10 protein-coding genes are annotated in these 16,067 nt (G+C 52.0%); 8 read left to right on the top strand and 2 right to left on the bottom strand.

The window, feature by feature from the left end; genetic code table 11:
- Positions 1-7 precede the first annotated feature (7 nt).
- Positions 8-4,096: a YidC/Oxa1 family membrane protein insertase gene (locus QM016_RS03840; protein WP_016478034.1), complete on the top strand. Its 4,089-nt coding sequence runs from the start codon at positions 8-10 to the stop codon at positions 4,094-4,096.
- Positions 4,097-4,118: 22 nt separating this feature from the next.
- Here QM016_RS03840 and QM016_RS03835 read toward each other — a convergent pair whose 3' ends face one another.
- A complete protein-coding gene (locus tag QM016_RS03835) occupies positions 4,119-5,831 on the bottom strand; it encodes a hypothetical protein (RefSeq protein WP_282710249.1) in 1,713 nt (570 codons plus the stop codon).
- A 212-nt stretch (positions 5,832-6,043) separates the two neighbouring features.
- Between QM016_RS03835 and QM016_RS03830 the strand changes: the two genes are divergently transcribed.
- The 3 genes from QM016_RS03830 (at position 6,044) to pepF (ending at position 10,544) form a co-directional block, all read left to right on the top strand.
- Positions 6,044-7,369, top strand: a complete 1,326-nt coding sequence (locus tag QM016_RS03830) for an MFS transporter (protein WP_282710247.1) — start codon at positions 6,044-6,046, stop codon at positions 7,367-7,369.
- Positions 7,370-7,388: 19 nt separating this feature from the next.
- Positions 7,389-8,675, top strand: coding sequence for a glycerophosphodiester phosphodiesterase (locus tag QM016_RS03825; RefSeq protein WP_282710246.1), 1,287 nt, complete (start codon positions 7,389-7,391; stop codon positions 8,673-8,675).
- Positions 8,676-8,750: 75 nt separating this feature from the next.
- Positions 8,751-10,544, top strand: a complete 1,794-nt coding sequence (pepF, locus tag QM016_RS03820) for an oligoendopeptidase F (RefSeq protein ID WP_282710245.1) — start codon at positions 8,751-8,753, stop codon at positions 10,542-10,544.
- An 18-nt stretch (positions 10,545-10,562) separates the two neighbouring features.
- Here the strand turns inward: pepF and QM016_RS03815 are convergent, their stop codons facing one another.
- Positions 10,563-11,297 (bottom strand): GntR family transcriptional regulator, encoded by a 735-nt coding sequence (locus QM016_RS03815; protein ID WP_282710244.1) that lies wholly within the window; start codon positions 11,295-11,297, stop codon positions 10,563-10,565.
- Between the two features lie 321 nt (positions 11,298-11,618).
- Between QM016_RS03815 and QM016_RS03810 the strand changes: the two genes are divergently transcribed.
- The 4 genes from QM016_RS03810 to QM016_RS03795 all read left to right on the top strand — a co-directional run bounded on the left by QM016_RS03810 (position 11,619) and on the right by QM016_RS03795 (position 16,020).
- Positions 11,619-12,935, top strand: coding sequence for an ABC transporter substrate-binding protein (locus QM016_RS03810; protein ID WP_282710243.1), 1,317 nt, complete (start codon positions 11,619-11,621; stop codon positions 12,933-12,935).
- A gap of 87 nt (positions 12,936-13,022) precedes the next feature.
- Positions 13,023-13,877, top strand: a complete 855-nt coding sequence (locus QM016_RS03805) for a sugar ABC transporter permease (RefSeq protein ID WP_282710242.1) — start codon at positions 13,023-13,025, stop codon at positions 13,875-13,877.
- Complete coding sequence (locus QM016_RS03800) at positions 13,877-14,716, top strand: carbohydrate ABC transporter permease (RefSeq protein WP_016478026.1); 840 nt, start codon at positions 13,877-13,879, stop codon at positions 14,714-14,716. The genes QM016_RS03805 and QM016_RS03800 overlap by 1 nt, the downstream gene beginning before the upstream one ends.
- A 107-nt stretch (positions 14,717-14,823) precedes the next feature.
- Positions 14,824-16,020 carry an ABC transporter ATP-binding protein gene (locus tag QM016_RS03795; RefSeq protein WP_016478025.1) on the top strand — a complete coding sequence of 399 codons (1,197 nt, stop codon included), beginning with the start codon at positions 14,824-14,826 and terminating at the stop codon, positions 16,018-16,020.
- Positions 16,021-16,067: the final 47 nt, after the last annotated feature.

Raw genomic sequence — 16,067 nt, 5'->3', positions numbered from 1 at the left:
CAGTCCTATGCTTGAGCAGCTTGCGAAGCTTTTCTCACTTATTGTCCAGCCGGCATACGATCTTACCGGAAGCTGGTGGGCGGCAATTTTCCTTTTTACGCTTGCAACGAAGATTATTTTGATGCCGCTTGCATTGTGGACGCAGCAAAACTCCATTGTCATGGTTAAAATCATGCCCGAGATATTTCGTCTTAAGGCGCGCTACTTCGGCGATCGCGAGGCTATTGAAGAACGTCAGAATGAGCTCAATAAAAAGGCCGGATACCATCCGCTTTTAAGCTTGATTCCCTTAGCAATCCAGGTTGTCATCCTGTTTGGTCTTGTCGACGTTATCCACGGCATCACTGATTCCGGCGCGCCCGGCACGGAGTTTCTCGGCATGACGCCTATCATTGACGGCGGCATTACCTGGATAATGCCTCTTGCAGCGGCGCTTTCGTCCGTGGCGCTTGGACTCGCGTCAAACAAAATCAACCCGCTTCAGCGCGAGCAGTCCCGCGCAGAGAAAAACACTACCAACGGCCTTTCTATTGCGATGTCGTTGGTGCTGGCGATATATGTCGTATGTGGTATGGCGTTTTACTGGGTCTGCTCAAACCTGCTCTCCATTCTTGTTCAGGTTGTCTGCAACCTCATTATTGACCCTCGCAAACAGGTCGATTATGAAGTGCTCAATGAGGCTCGCGAGGAATACGAAGCAATGGAGAAAGCAACCAAGTCAACGAGAAAGTGGTTCCAGCGTGATCCTCATGCAGCTCGCGAGAAGGACGACTATGCGCGCTTCTTCAATACCATTGGCAAGCACCTGGTGTTCTATTCCGAATCCAGCGGGTTCTACAAGTATTTCCGAGGCGCCATCGAGTGGCTACTCTCCCATTCCGATATCCATATCCACTATGTGACGTCCGACCCTAACGACCAGGTATTTGAGATTTCCAAAAAAGAGCCGCGCTTGATTCCGTACTATCTGGGTCAGCGTCGCCTCATTACGCTTTTTATGAAAATGGACGCCGACGTTGTCGTTACCAGCCTCGGTGACCTTGAGAGTTCTTATATGAAGCGCTCGTATGTGAGAAAAGACGCCGAATATATGTATATGCCACATCACATGACATCAATGACGGTAACTTCAACGCGTAATGAGTATACGTACTATGACGATGTTCTTTGCGTTGGCCCCCATCAGCAGCATGACCTTGAGCTTCTTGAGGCGTATTATCACACCACAGAAAAACGTAAACCCGCTATCGGATACGACCTGCTTGACCGCTCTATTGCAGACTATGAAAAACAGGGCCTTGGCCGCCGCGATTCTGGCGAGAAGCCCCTCATTGTTATTGGTCCCTCGTGGCAATTTGACAACATTATGGACAGCTGCATTGACGACCTGTTGAAAGAGCTTATGGGTCACGGCTGGCGCATTGTGGTTCGCCCGCATCCTGAATACATCAAGCGCTATCGTCCGCGCATGGACGAGATTATGGCTCGTTATGCTGACGCTGACCCTTCAGAGCTTACCTTTGAAACTGACTTCACCTCAAATACCTCGGTACTTTCAGCGGACCTGCTCATTACTGACTGGTCGAGCGTTGCAGAAGAGTTCTCGTTTACGACGCTCAGACCATCCGTGTTTATTGATACCAAGATGAAAGAAAACAATCCCGAATGGTCAAAGATTCACTCCAATCCCTGCGACATTACCCTGCGTAATGAGATTGGTCGCAGTTTTGATCCTCAAACATTGAGCGGCCTTGCGGACGCGGTGGCGGAAATGTTCGACAATCCGCTCGCATGGTCTGACCGCATCAAAGAGATTCGTAGCAATATGATTTTTAATTTGGGTCATGGCGGAGAAGCCGCCGGCAAATTTATCCTCGACCGCGTCTTGGCGCACCAGGAGGAGCAACGCGCCCAAGGCGAACAGCCCCAGGAGGAAACGCATGCCCACGAGGAGCAAAGCGCCCAAGGTTACAAAAGAAAGCACGGGAAGCGCATAGCGCGTGCGGCTCACGATGCGACCTATGTGGTAATGCTTGTCGGCATATTTTTGTGCGCGACAGCTCGTCCCGCGTTTGCGTATGTTGACCCTTCGGTTATGACCTATACAATCCAGGCGCTTGCAGCGGTCGCCGTCGCGCTCTCCGCGGTGCTTGGCGTGGCCTTTAGGCGCTCTCGCAAAGTGCTTTTTCGTCTGCTTCACATAGACGAAAACGTCAACAAAGTGGTTGAAGACGATGTGCGTCGGGTGGATGAGGCGGGCGCTCAACAAGCGGATGCTCATATGAGAGAGATTCTCGCTCAGGAACAAGCCTACATGCGTGACAGAAAAGAAGGTCGCCTTAAGCCGATGGGCAGGTTCTTCTCGGGGCTTTTGGTGACGGCCTTTTCCGTCTATACGGTTTTGGTGGTCGCTCCACTTGAATTGGTCGCGCGAAATGCCGCTGATCTTGCGTTCAGTCTGCAGGACGTCTTTGTTCCGGTTGTTCTTGCCGGTCTTGCCGTAACACTGATAGTGACTCTCATACTGACCGCGCTGCGTGGACGCGCCTTCAATATTGCCCTATCTCTTGTGGGTGGACTGGGGCTCTGCGCGTATATACAGGCTATGTTCATGAACGGTGGAATGCCGCTTGCGGACGGTCACGAAGTAATCTGGTCAGAGTTTACGCGAAAGATGGTCATTTCCGGAGTTGTTTGGGTGGCTATTCTGGTGGCTCTGGTTGTTTTCATTATCATTCGTACTCGTCAAACGCGGACAGCGCTTCTCGGCATTGCCGTCGCACTCATCATCATTCAAACAGTCGGTGTAGCCAGCCTCTGGGGCCCCGCGGTTCAAACGTTTACAGACGTGAACGCCAAGACGGTTGACAGCATAGACACGACTCGCGAAGGTCTCTATGACGTTTCTTCAAAAAAGACCGTTGTAGTGTTCGTGCTTGATACGACGGATACGGACGAGATCCGTACACTGCGGGAGTCATATCCCGAGACCTTTGCCCATCTGACGGGCTTTACCTGGTACAGCAATACTGCCGGTTCAATGATTCCCACCCGCTATGGCATTCCGTCGCTTCTGTCGGGTGTGCGCCCCACTGACACCAATGAGAAATTCAAGGATTTCTTCTACAGTTGGTATCAGCGGAGCACCTTCTTGGACGATGTTAATAAACTTGGGTACGCGGCAGGTGTTTATTCGGATTCATGGCGTGACGAGAAGCCCGAGAACAAGATATGGATGCGGGATCGCACCATGAATATCCATCCGCTTCAGGGAGTTGGAGCCGATGATCAGCTTGACGTAGGGGGAGCTCTCCGGATTCTGTATAAAGCAGCTTTTTGCAGGGACGCCCCTTGGATTATGAAGCCTCGCTTCTGGTATTACACGGAAGACCTCAATCAGCGTATGCGTAAGGAAGCTGATCCTGACAAGGTTGATCTTTCTTCGCAGCCTTACCATGAGGACGACCTCAAGTATTACAACGAGCTTAAGCACTATAAGTTGAGGATTCATGATGAAGAGAACACAAACGGGTCGTTCCGCTTTATCCATTTGATGGGTTCTCATCCTCCTTTCCACCTCAATCACAATATGGAAGAGACGCAAGACGAGGCTGAACAGACTGAGGACGAGCAGACCCGCGGCATGTTTAAGATCATCGATGCCTATATTCAATACCTCAAGGATATTGGGGCGTATGACAACACCTCAATCATCATTACCGCCGACCATGGTCGCTGGTACTTGACACCGGAAGACATCAAGACTCCTTCGGCGCCGTGCATCTTCTACAAACCCGCTCAAAGCGCTGAGCTTGACGCTCAGCCTATGAAGGTTTCCGACGCTCCGGTTTGGCACTATGACATCCTGCCGCAAGTTCTTAAAGACATGGGCGCCGACAGGCAGATGCTTTCCAACTACACCACCCCGCTTGATGAGGTGAAAGAAGGAGAGGATCGTCCTCGCTACTACTATGAGACGCTTTCCGACGGCAAGAGGGATACGTTCATAAAAGAGTTTGTTATCAATGGCGACGCGAACGACATGAACAACTGGCAGCTCACCGGTAAAGAGTGGCCGGTTGGTGACGACTGGTAATGTAAACGCGTGGCTAAACCGCCTATGCGGCGAGCCAGCTTGGCAGTCCTGCCGAGAAGATGCGTGCAAGCGCGTAGGCTTCCGGGGCGCTCAAGAGCGTGATGGCAACGTATGGACTCTGAGACGTCTGAGGCGCTTGAGGTGCCTGAGGCGTCTCAAAAACTAGCACCTTTTCTATGGCGCCGTGCGCATGAGGAGCATGCTCGCTCTTAACGGGCAAAGCGGCGCAGACGATGTCGAGCGAGGGATTATACAGCTCTACCAGGGTACGATATCCGCAGGCGCCTGCCGTCTTTGCGTCTGTAAAAAGGGTGTCGGCATCAAGGTTCTTCTCGCGGATGATACGCTCGAAGGAAGGCGAAGATGCCCACGAGCGTTCAGGATCAAAACGGATGGTTTCGGTTGCGGGAGAGCGCCTGACGGGAAGGTAAAAGTCCTCATGAGTCCCGGTAAGCTGTTTTTGGGCCTTGCGGTACGCGTAGGCGGCGGCAATGGTTGCCTGTTGCAGGGCCAGAGGCCGTGATGTGAAATCGTCAGCTTCAAGTGCGATATGGCTTGAAACTTCGTCCACCAGCGCTTTCCAGTCGGCGATTGCGCGTTCGTTCGTAAGAACCCTGAGGAAATCAGGCGCCGGATGACCTTTTTGAGAGGGGAGTTTGTCCCACGGAGCGATTCCCGCGTGGGGAAGTCCGCCAAAAGGATCGATAGCGAGAGTTTCCAGCTCAGAGAGTAAGACGCTGATTGCCGTAAGTTTCCAAGGTCTTTGAGCTTTCGGGGTGCGCTTAAGCGCCGCCTCTATCGGCTCTGTGTGATGCGGAAGCCTGTAGCGCGTAGGGAAGGTAATAATTCCTCCTGCAACGTTAAGATCGCGAGAAGCGCTTGCGAGGAAAAAGTCTTCTGCGAGCAGCTGCAAAACGTTTGCTCCCATGGGCGCTATTTGATACAAGGTTCCCATGAGGTCGTTGTCTATGTGAACATCGTTTTCGAAGTCTTTGATAAGATCGCCGGCGGCGATATCCGCCGCTGATATACGTTTGGTTTCGGAGCGCGTGTCAGCGTCTGAGGGATCATAGGTGATGGTAAGGGAAATCGAGGGTTTACGTTGAGCGGTGTCAGACTGCGTCGGCTGCGATACGGGCTCCGACTCAGGTCCCGCCGCAGGCTCCGAGACAAGTTCAAACTCTGACTCAGGTTCGGATTCCATGGCGGACTCTGTGGCGGTGGCTTCTTTTACAGCTTCGATGAGCTCAGCGATAAAAGCATCACTGTTCTCTCGGTCTTCATCCTTTGCAGGATCCTTCGCCGCTTTGGTTCTTGCGACATCTTCAGCTTCTGTAGCATCTTGAGCTCGTGCGACATCTTCAGTTTTCGCGATATGTTTCGGCTTTATGGGTTTTATACCCTTGGCTCCGCGCTTACGTTTCCAAGGTTTATTGCTGACGATGGCCTTACCGGTTTCGTTGTTCTTCTCGCTTGCAGAAAGCGTCTGCTCAAAGGGTTTGTTTTCAATAACAGTTACAAAAACAACGCCCTTTTTGAAAACGGTGAGCTTTATAAAATCAGGAACCATTTCAGCCAATTGGCGTGAATCGAGAGCGCCAAAATCGGAGGCCGCCAAGCCGTCTGCCTCAAGCGCTTCATCAATGCGGGAAAGCGAGACCTGCCGATTGACACCCAGCTGTTCTTTAAGAAGTCTGTACAGGTAAAGTTCATATGCTGGTTGCAAAGCAGGCATACCGACCTCTCTTCTCGCGTACCCCGATTAAGGCATTCACGGTATTAACTTATGTTTTCTTCCATCATAGTACCCGGATAGTATGCCGTTGCCGTAGAAAAATTATCCGCACGCTGAAAGACTTCATATTTCGAGAGATTGACTTGCTACTATTAGGAGCATCGGATAGCGCGTCAGGCTGGCGCAGTGTTTCAAAACGTTTGAGGAGAGGCATGAAACTCAAGGTAAAGCGGACAATCCTTATCGGTTTCGCGTTCTTTTCTATCTGCGCGTTTTGGCAGATGTACAACAGCGTTATACCGCTCATGCTTACTAATACGCTTCATCTTGATGAGACAGTCTCAGGCGCTCTGATGGCTCTCGACAACGTGCTCGCCCTCTTTTTACTGCCGTTTTTTGGCGCTCTTTCCGACAAGTGCACGCATTCCTGGGGTAAGCGCATGCCGTTTTTGGTTTTTGGCACGGTGGCGGCTGTCGGGCTGATGATTTTCCTGCCCATTATTGACAATTCGGCGGCCGAGCAGCTGCAGTCTTGGAAAATATACGCCTTTGTAGGCGTGCTGCTTTTGGTGCTTGTGGCCATGGGGACCTATCGCAGCCCCGCGGTAGCGTTGATGCCAGACGTAACGCCAAAGCCCTTGCGCTCAAAAGGGAACGCCATCATCAATCTAATGGGAGCCTGCGGCGGTATCGTGTACCTTCTGATTACGGCGTTTCTTTACAGCAAAAGCCGTGTCGCAGGGCTTACGCACGTCGACTACCTGCCGCTGTTTCTTGTTGTGGGCGCCATTATGATCGCGTCGGTGGCGATTGTTTTTATTACCATCAAAGAGCCCAAGCTTGAGCAGGAGTTCAGTGCTTATGAAGCCAATCATCCGGAGGACAGTCTCTCTGAAACTGACGCCTCCGGGCGAGAAGTGCTTCCTGTCCCGGTAAAGCGATCCCTTGTTTTTCTGCTGTTTTCAATCGCGCTGTGGTTTTTGGGATACAACGCCATGGAAACATGGTTTACCACATACGCGCAGGCGGAGTGGGGAATGAGCTTAGGTGAAGCGTCTCAGTGTCTTATTGTGTGCACAGTGGGAGCTATACTTTCCTTCATTCCTGCCGGTCAGATAGCAGGAAGGATTGGCCGCAAGCGGACAATCCTTACGGGCATTTTACTTTTGGGCGGCGGGTTTGCCTTTTTTGTGGTGTGGACTCTCATGGGGTGGGGCTTCTCGCCAGCGCTTTATGCTGTCATGGTGACCCTCGGCATAGGGTGGGCGTTTATCAACGTTAACTCGCTTCCCATGGTCGTTGAGATGTGTAAAGGCTCCGATGTGGGCAAATTTACGGGTTATTACTACACGTTCTCAATGGCGTCGCAGACGATAACGCCAATTGTGGCCGGTTGGCTTATGGGGCATATTTCCTATGAGGCGCTGTTTATATATTCAACACTCGCGGTGGGGGCGAGCTTTATTACAATGCAATTTGTACATCATGGCGATAGTTGCGCTGTCGTTAAACGCGGACTCGAGGCATTTGATGAATAAGCGCCGTTGGGAGGCAATGATGAGTAGTTTTCTTAAACGTATGGCTGTCAATGCGGCCGGTTTGACATTGGGGCGGTATGCCACGAAGGCGGCGCTCGCGTCACCCGCTGCCCGCAAAATGATCGTAACAGCGGCGTCAAAGACCGCCCGCGCGTTAGGTGGGGCGGCGCATAAAACTATTGTCAAGCGACTGCCGGTGGTTTCTTTGCCCGCGCGCCCATCGTTTTTGGACGGCTTCGGCGTCCGACGTCCTGCGGATGGCGCGCAGATCGCTCTCATTGACGCGGAAGTTGTTGGTACGCGGGACAGTGCTTTAGTTCCTGTTGCTGTGGACGATAAACCCGTCGCGGTGAGTGATGAGTCCGTCGCAAAAAGCGAGCTTGCTGTTGCGCCAAAGAAGGCCCATCCCGTTCTCAAAGGCGTGGCTCTTGCAGCAGGTGTTACGGCGGGAGTTGTTGCAGGTGCCGCGGCGTTCACTGCCTTTGCAGTTGCTCCTCGCTTCTCGGGCAATAAGGCGCTTCGCGCCCATTGGGACGAGTTTAAAAAATATCGGTACGCGCACCGTGGCCTGCACGACATCAAACAGGGAATTCCTGAAAACTCGCTTGCCGCCTTCCGCCGTGCTGCGGAGCATGGTTTTGGCTCGGAGCTGGATGTTCACCTGACGGCCGATGGACAGGTAGTAGTTGTTCACGACTCTCACTTGCAACGCCTCTGCGGTGTTGATTGCGTTGTTGAAGACTGCACTCTTGAGCAGCTGAGAACGTATCGCCTGCTTAATACGGAAGCGGGTATTCCGACCTTTGCCGAGGTGCTGTCGTGCTACGACTGGAACGGCGAAGATGAGCTTCCAGCGCCTTTAATTGTTGAAGTAAAAACGTATGGCGGCAATGCCGCAGCAGTGACTGAACAAGTTATGAAAATTCTTGACAGGCATTCCGTGCGAGCCGCTGTTGAAAGTTTTGATCCGATGGCGCTGCGGTGGCTTCGCGTGCATCGACCTGAGGTCCTTCGCGGCCAGCTTGCGGAGAACTTCCTGACTGATGACACTACCTCAGACCTGTCTGCTCCTAAGAAAGCGGCGGGTACAGCGCTTTTTGGCAACTCTTTGTCCCGGCCGGACTTCATCGCTTATCGTTTTGAAGATCGCAAAAATCCCTTTGTCGACCTCGCCTGCAATAAAATGGGAGCTCACTTGGTGACATGGACTATTACAAGCGAAGCGGATCTTATCACGTCCGAAATGGAAGGCGCTCCAGGAATTTTTGAAGGCTTTGTTCCTACGGTGCGCTCACTGATACGATAGGCATGCTGTTTTGTACACAATGACTCAAACCATTTATTTAACTGTTGTAAGACAATCACTCTGAAAGGACACCCAATGACGTATGAGTCCCGCGATCAGATAGAGGAGAAGTATCAGTGGGATCTTTCCTCTATGTATCCCAGCGATGAGGCTTTTGAACAGGCGCTTGTCAACATCAAAGCCTATCCGGAGCAGCTTGCGGCGTATCGCGGGAAGATTTCGAAGTCCGCGTCAGAACTTCTCTCGTACCTCAAGTTGGAGGATTGTGTCGCGCTTGAGGTTGAAAAAGCGCTGAACTACGCGGAGCGCCGCTTTGATGAGGATACGCGCAAGTCAAAATACCAGGCATATAGCGCGCAGTGCATGAGCTTGTATACGCAGCTTGAAGAAGCCGGATCTTGGTTCAACGCGGAGCTGCTCTCCATTCCCGAGGACGATATCGCCCGGTTTTACGCGGACGAGCCCGCGCTTGAGCACTATCGTCGCAAGCTTGAACAGATTCTGCGCATGCGCGCTCATACGCTTTCCGCGGCCGAAGAGGCAATTCTCGCCCGCGCTAACGATGCCGCTTCTCAGCCTGAAAACGTATATTCCATGTTTGAAGACGCGGATCTCACGTTTGACGATGTGACGGATGAGAAAGGTCAAAAACATAAACTGACCAGCGGATCGTACATTCCGATGCTCATGGGTCATGACCGTGTTCTGCGCGAGTCCGCGTTCAAGCAGCTTTACGGTCGCTACAATCAATTCCGCAATACGTCCGCAGCAATGCTGACCAGCCAGGTCAAGCAGCTCAAGTTCTTTGCTGATTCTCGCAAATACGAGAGCTCTCTTGCGTACAGTCTCGATAAGAACGAGGTACCCGTTGAGGTATATGACAATCTGATTGAGGCCGTTCATAATAATTTGCCCGCATTTTACGCGTACATGGATCTGCGCAAGAAACAACTGGGCCTCGACGAGCTCCACTATTGGGATATCTACGCGCCGCTCGTTGCTGACGTTGACATGAAGTTTACCTATGAGGAGGCTTGCGACCTTATCGTAAAGGCGCTTGAGCCTATGGGCGAGAAGTACCTTCAGCTGGTTAAGAAAGGGCTTTCAGAGCGATGGGTTGATGTGTTTGAAACCCCCGGCAAGCGTTCCGGAGCCTACTCGGCCGGCGGCAAGGGTATGAACCCCGTTATCCTTATGAATTTCCAGGGCACGCTTGATGATGTCTTTACGCTCATTCATGAAATGGGTCACTCAATTCATACATACCTTTCGTCCCACGCGCAGGAGATCACCTACTCAAATTATGTGCTTTTTGTTGCTGAGGTAGCTTCTACCTGCAATGAAGCGCTGCTCTCTCATTATCTGCTTGAGCATGAGACTGACCCCGCGCGTCACGCCTACATTCTTAACCACTTCCTGGAAGGTTTTCGCGGAACGATATACCGCCAGTGCATGTTTGCTGAGTTTGAGCGTGATATCAACGCTATGAATGGGCGTGGCGAAGCGCTGAACGCCGACGTACTCTGCAAGCGCTACGGCGAGCTCAACAAGCTCTACTTTGGACCAGGCATTGTGTCTGATAAGGAAATCGAAATCGAGTGGGCGCGCATCCCCCACTTTTACTACGACTTTTACGTCTATCAGTACTCTATTGGGTTCTCGGCGGCCATCGCTCTGTCGCAGCGTATTCTCAAAGAAGGCGCTCCCGCGGTGAGGGACTATCTCAACTATCTTTCAGGCGGATGCTCTAAGCCTCCGATTGAGCTACTTCGCGGCGCAGGAATAGACATGGCAACCCCAGAGCCAATCAACGCGGCGCTTGCCTCTTTTGCTGATTTGGTCAAACAGCTGGAGAAGGAACTTTCCTAGTTCCTTCTCGCTTGACGCCTAGACTTGCTTTGCCTCGCGCTTTGAGATGACGTTGTAGCAAAACGTCATCGGATGGCTGCGGGATTGCGTAAACTCAAACATGATACCTTCGGAGTTGAAGGAATTGCTTTCCGTTACGGCGACGCTGTTGTACGGCCCGAGGTCAAGATAGCTGGAGTCCTCATCTGACGCCAGCTCCACGGTGATCTGGCGCTTGCTGGTGAGAATGCGCATACCCAACGTGTTCTCAAGATAGGAAAAGATGGAACGCGCGGCGTCCTTCTCGGTAAGTCCTTGTACCGCGCTGGACAAAAGATAGTCGTGGTCTACTTGGCGAGCAACACCGTTGAGCCCGCGGATGCGCACGATGCGTATGAGCTGATCACCAACGAGAAAACCCGTGCGCTCAGCAAGGGCCGCAGTGCAGGTGATTGCGTCAAACTGCTTGACTTCAGTGAAGGGAATGAGTCCGTTGCGCTCGGCATACTCATGGAACGATTCCAAGCCCTCAAGGGAGCCGAGAATCTCATGGGACTGTTTTTGCCAGATGACCCGGACGCCTTTTCCATGAATCGGCTGCAGGTAGGTTTCATCAGAAAGCATGGAGAGCGCTCGTCTGAGGGTATTTCTTGAGCATGCATAGGAGGCGGTGAGTTCGGTTTCGGTGGGTAGAAACGTTTGATAAGCATAAGTGCCGTCAAGAATTTTGACCTTAAGATCTCGATAGATGTTTTCAAATCGCGCCTTCGGCATGACTATTCAATCCTTTGAACAACGCAAAAGTATCCAAAAAACTAATCTCTGCAGGTAGTAGTTGTAATAACAATGTCTTTTTTGTGTTGATACTACGTCAAAGTTATGGATTTTCCAATTGGCATAACGTTTGCCGGTAAAAACCGACCGTTCACCGACGTAGTTGTTCAGACAACTTTTTCGCAAAAGACTATACTTTTGAAAGGTTGAGTAAGTACTGTCCGTTGGCTCTCATCAAAGACTTGTCCGGCGGTCATAACTTACAAATTAATCTGTGTGGGCGATGGAGCCGGCGCAGTACGTTCCATGAGGAGGAACAGTATGTCCAATCTGAATCGTAAGCAATTCGTCACTTTGAGCGCATCGGCTCTTTGCGCTCTCGGCCTTGCGGGCTGCGGTGGCAGCAAGGCTGATGACAAAAAGTCAGATGGTGACGGTGCAAAAGGCTCCGTTTACTTCCTGAACTTCAAGCCTGAGGCTGATAAAGAGTGGCAGGATCTTGCCAAGAAGTACACCGAAGAGACCAAGGTTCCTGTTAAGGTTGTTACCGCTGCTTCCGATACCTATGCACAGACATTCCAGTCTGAGATTAACAAGGAAGCTTCCGCTGCCCCTACACTTTTCCAGACGAATGGTCCTTCCGGCCTTATCGGTATCAAGGACTATTGCATTGACCTCAAGGGCGCCAAGATTCTCGATGAGCTCACCAATGATGCCCTGAAGCTTGAGCAGGACGGCGTTGTGTACGGCGTTGACTATGTTGAGGAAGATTACGGCATCATCTACAACAAGAAACTTCTTGAGAAGGCCGGCTACAAGGGCGAGGACATCAAGGATTTTGCGTCCCTTAAAAAGATCGTCGAAGACATTCAGTCCCGCAAAGATGAGCTTGGCGTCAAGGGCGCCTTTACCAGCGCGGGTCTTGACTCAAGCTCTGACTGGCGCTTTACTACTCATCTTGCCAACCTTCCTCTGTACTATGAGTTCAAGGACACCGGCGATCCCGAGGCCAAGGAAATCAAGGGTACGTATCTGCCTAACTACAAGCAGATCTTTGATCTCTATATCAACAACTCTACCTGCGATCCTACGCAGCTTGCCGGCAAGACCGGCGATGACTCCGTCGCGGAGTTCGTCAATGAGGAAGCTGTCTTCTATCAGAACGGCACCTGGGCATATAACGACATCAAGAAGCTCGGCGATGACGCTCTCGGCATGATCCCCATTTACATTGGCGTTAAGGGTGAAGAGAAGCAGGGCATGTGCTCCGGCGGCGAGAACTACTGGTGCGTCAGCTCCAAGGCGGACGAGGATTCTCAGAAGGCGACGCTTGACTTCATGTATTGGTGCGTTACCTCCGATACCGCTACGAAGGCAATCGCTGAGGAGATGGGCCTTACCATTCCGTTCAAGAACGCCAAGCCTACCAGCAATACTCTCGCCAACATCGCGGCCGACTACGCCAAGAGGGGCAACGAGGCTGTGGCTTGGGACTTCATCTACATTCCCTCTCAGGAGTGGAAGAACAACCTTTCCAGCGCCCTTAAGGGCTATGCGGCAGGAACCGAGAGCTGGGATGCTGTCAAGACCGCGTTCGTTGACGGCTGGAAGACCGAGAAGGAAGCAAACGCTGAGTAAGGTTTGCTAATGTAGCTCGTAGCTTTCAAAGGGGCGAGAAGGGCTGAGCCTCTTCTCGCCCCCTTGTTTATGGAAGGGAATCCCCCTATGGTCAAAATGCTGAAGCGCTGGTGGCCGCTCTTTTTGCTACCGACGGCGCTTTCCTTCTTATTCGGATTTGTTATCCCGTTTATCCAAGGTTTTTATCTTTCATTCTGCAAATTCATTAGTATCAGCGATGCAAAGCCGGTAGGTTTTTCCAACTATGTCGCGGCTTTCGCGGACAAACAGTTCGCCAGCGCGTTTTGGTTCACAGCACTTTTCGCAGTCGTATCGATGATACTGATTAACATTCTCGCGCTGGCTATCGCCCTGGCTCTTACGCGCAAGCACCTCAAGGGCACCAACACGTTCCGTACCGTATTCTTCATGCCCAACCTTATCGGCGGCATCGTTCTCGGCTACATTTGGAACATCCTCATCAACTGCGTGCTCTCCAATGTAGGCGAGCAGCTGCTTGCCCTGAACAGCACTGCTGGTTTCTGGGGCATGATTATCTTGACGCTGTGGCAGCAGGTCGGCTATATGATGATCATCTACATTGCCGGTCTTCAGTCCATCCCCAGCGACTATCTTGAAGCCGCTAAGGTGGACGGCGCGAACGCGTGGCAGACACTTTGGAAGGTAAAGATTCCCAACCTGATGCCTACCATTACTATCTGCCTGTTCTTGACCATCACCAACGGCTTCAAGCTCTTTGACCAGAACCTGGCGCTGACCGCGGGCGAACCTAAGCACACAACTGAAATGCTCGCCCTCAACATCTACAATACCTTCTACGCGCGCCAAGGCGCGAAGTGGATGGGCATTGGCCAGGCGAAGGCGGTTATTTTCTGCATTCTGGTTATCGCGATCGTCATGGTCCAGCTCAGAGCCACTAAGTCAAGGGAGGTGCAGCAGTAATGAAGCGGGAAACCACTATCAACAAGATCATTACCGTATTCTTTACGGTTTTGTCGCTTGCATGGATCTATCCTATGGTCATGATTCTCCTGAACTCGTTCAAGGAGGAGACCGCCATTACTACCTCGTCGGCATTCGAGCTGGTAACACCCGAGAATGCCGCTGGCCTCGCGAACTACATCTCCGCTCTTGAGCGGCAGGGTTTCGCGGCGGCGTTCGGATATTCTCTGGTTATTACCGTGACGTCTGTCGTGCTTATTCTGGTGTGCTGCTCCATGTGCGCGTGGTATGTAGTACGCGTCAACAGCCGCGTATGTAAGACGCTCTACTATCTGTTTGTGTTCTCGATGGTCGTGCCGTTCCAGATGCTTATGTTTACGCTGTCCAATATGGCAACTACGCTGGGCTTTAATACGCCCTTCAACATTTGCTTTATCTATCTGGGCTTTGGTGCGGGTCTTGCGGTCTTTATGTTCGCGGGTTTCGTCAAGACCATTCCGCTTGAGATTGAAGAGGCGGCGACTATTGACGGCTGCAATCCCGTCCAGACGTTCTTCCACGTTGTTCTTCCCATCATGAAGCCAACGTATATTTCAGTCGGCATTCTTGAGACCATGTGGGTATGGAACGACTACCTCCTTCCGTACCTCGTACTTGACCGTACTAAGTACAAGACGATTCCCATCCTGATTCAATATTTCCGCGGCGGATACGGCCGTGTGGAAATGGGTCCTATGTTGGCCTGCATCATGATGGTCATCATCCCCATCGTCATCATGTACCTCATCTGCCAGCGCTACATCATTAACGGTGTTGTTTCCGGCGCCGTGAAGGGTTAAGCGCTCGCGAGAAGCGCCCGCGGCCGGTAGTGTTTCGCCTCCGTGCACTTCTCGCCACACGAAAGAATTCGCGCATCCTGACGGATGCTTTCAGAAAGGCATGAATCATGGCTGAAATCGTTCTGAAGAACGTCAAAAAGATCTACCCCAATGAAAAAGAGCAAAAGCGTCTCTTTGGCAAGAAGCCTGTGCAGCAGAAGAAGAGCAATCTTGAGGTTACCGATGAGGGCGTCATCGCTGTTCAAGACTTTAATCTGGAGATTAAGGATCATGAGTTCGTCGTTCTCGTGGGACCCTCGGGCTGTGGCAAGTCCACGACGCTCCGCATGATCGCCGGCCTTGAGGACATCTCCTCGGGAGAGCTCTACATCGACGGCAAGCTTATGAATGACATTGCTCCGAAAGACCGCGACATCGCCATGGTCTTTCAGAGCTACGCGCTGTATCCCAACATGACGGTCTATGAGAATATGGCGTTTACGCTGAAACTCAAGAAGGTTGACCAGGCCATTATTGACGAGAAGGTCCGCGCGGCCGCGGAAACTCTCGGCATTACGGCGTATCTTGACCGCAAGCCGAAAGCTCTTTCCGGCGGACAGCGCCAGCGTGTCGCTATCGGTCGCGCTATCGTGCGTGACCCCAAGGTCTTCCTGATGGACGAGCCGCTCTCCAACTTGGACGCGAAGCTCCGTAACCAGATGCGCGCCGAGCTCATCAAGCTGCGTCAGAAAGTCAACGGTACGTTTATCTACGTTACGCATGACCAAACTGAGGCCATGACCTTGGGAGATCGCATCGTTATTATGCGTGACGGCTTTGTCCAGCAGATCGGCACGCCGCAGGACGTTTTCAACCGTCCGGCCAACCTCTTTGTTGCGGGCTTTATTGGCATGCCGCAGATGAACTTCTTCGACGCTCACCTCGTGCGCGTTGGCAACGAGTTTCATGTTGAGACCGAGCACCTGTCCTTTGACCTTGCTCCCGAAACGGCGAACCTTTTGGGAGAGTCTTGGGTCGCCGCGCCTGCAACTGACGTTACGGTTGGCGTCCGCCCTGAGCAAATTATTCTGACTGACAAAGACGACACCACCGCATTCCAGGGCATCATTGAAGTTACCGAGCTCATGGGCTCTACGGTGCACGTCCATGTCAAGACGGATGACGGTAGCTTCGTTCTGATTGTTCCCGCGACCGAAATCGCAAAGCGCGATCTTGAGATCGGCAACGATGTCTGGTTCAAGTTTGAGGACAACGCCGTGCATCTTTTTGATAAAGAGACCGAGAAGAACCTCATTAAGTACTAATATAGAACGCCGTTCTCTTGCAATGTCTGTCTATGTGCGGCGCAAGA

The organism is Lancefieldella sp. Marseille-Q7238 (assembly GCF_949152215.1).
Taxonomy (GTDB): Bacteria; Actinomycetota; Coriobacteriia; order Coriobacteriales; family Atopobiaceae; genus Lancefieldella.
This window is presented reverse-complemented; position numbering and strand designations above follow the sequence as displayed.

Excerpts from the sequence above, each read along its gene's own strand:
- QM016_RS03840 (WP_016478034.1), top strand. The coding sequence starts at position 8 with ATGCTTGAGCAGCTTGCGAAGCTTTTCTCACTTATTGTCCAGCCGGCA.
- QM016_RS03835 (WP_282710249.1), bottom strand. The coding sequence starts at position 5,831 with ATGCCTGCTTTGCAACCAGCATATGAACTTTACCTGTACAGACTTCTT.
- QM016_RS03830 (WP_282710247.1), top strand. The coding sequence starts at position 6,044 with ATGAAACTCAAGGTAAAGCGGACAATCCTTATCGGTTTCGCGTTCTTT.
- QM016_RS03825 (WP_282710246.1), top strand. The coding sequence starts at position 7,389 with ATGAGTAGTTTTCTTAAACGTATGGCTGTCAATGCGGCCGGTTTGACA.
- pepF (WP_282710245.1), top strand. The coding sequence starts at position 8,751 with ATGACGTATGAGTCCCGCGATCAGATAGAGGAGAAGTATCAGTGGGAT.
- QM016_RS03815 (WP_282710244.1), bottom strand. The coding sequence starts at position 11,297 with ATGCCGAAGGCGCGATTTGAAAACATCTATCGAGATCTTAAGGTCAAA.
- QM016_RS03810 (WP_282710243.1), top strand. The coding sequence starts at position 11,619 with ATGTCCAATCTGAATCGTAAGCAATTCGTCACTTTGAGCGCATCGGCT.
- QM016_RS03805 (WP_282710242.1), top strand. The coding sequence starts at position 13,023 with ATGGTCAAAATGCTGAAGCGCTGGTGGCCGCTCTTTTTGCTACCGACG.
- QM016_RS03800 (WP_016478026.1), top strand. The coding sequence starts at position 13,877 with ATGAAGCGGGAAACCACTATCAACAAGATCATTACCGTATTCTTTACG.
- QM016_RS03795 (WP_016478025.1), top strand. The coding sequence starts at position 14,824 with ATGGCTGAAATCGTTCTGAAGAACGTCAAAAAGATCTACCCCAATGAA.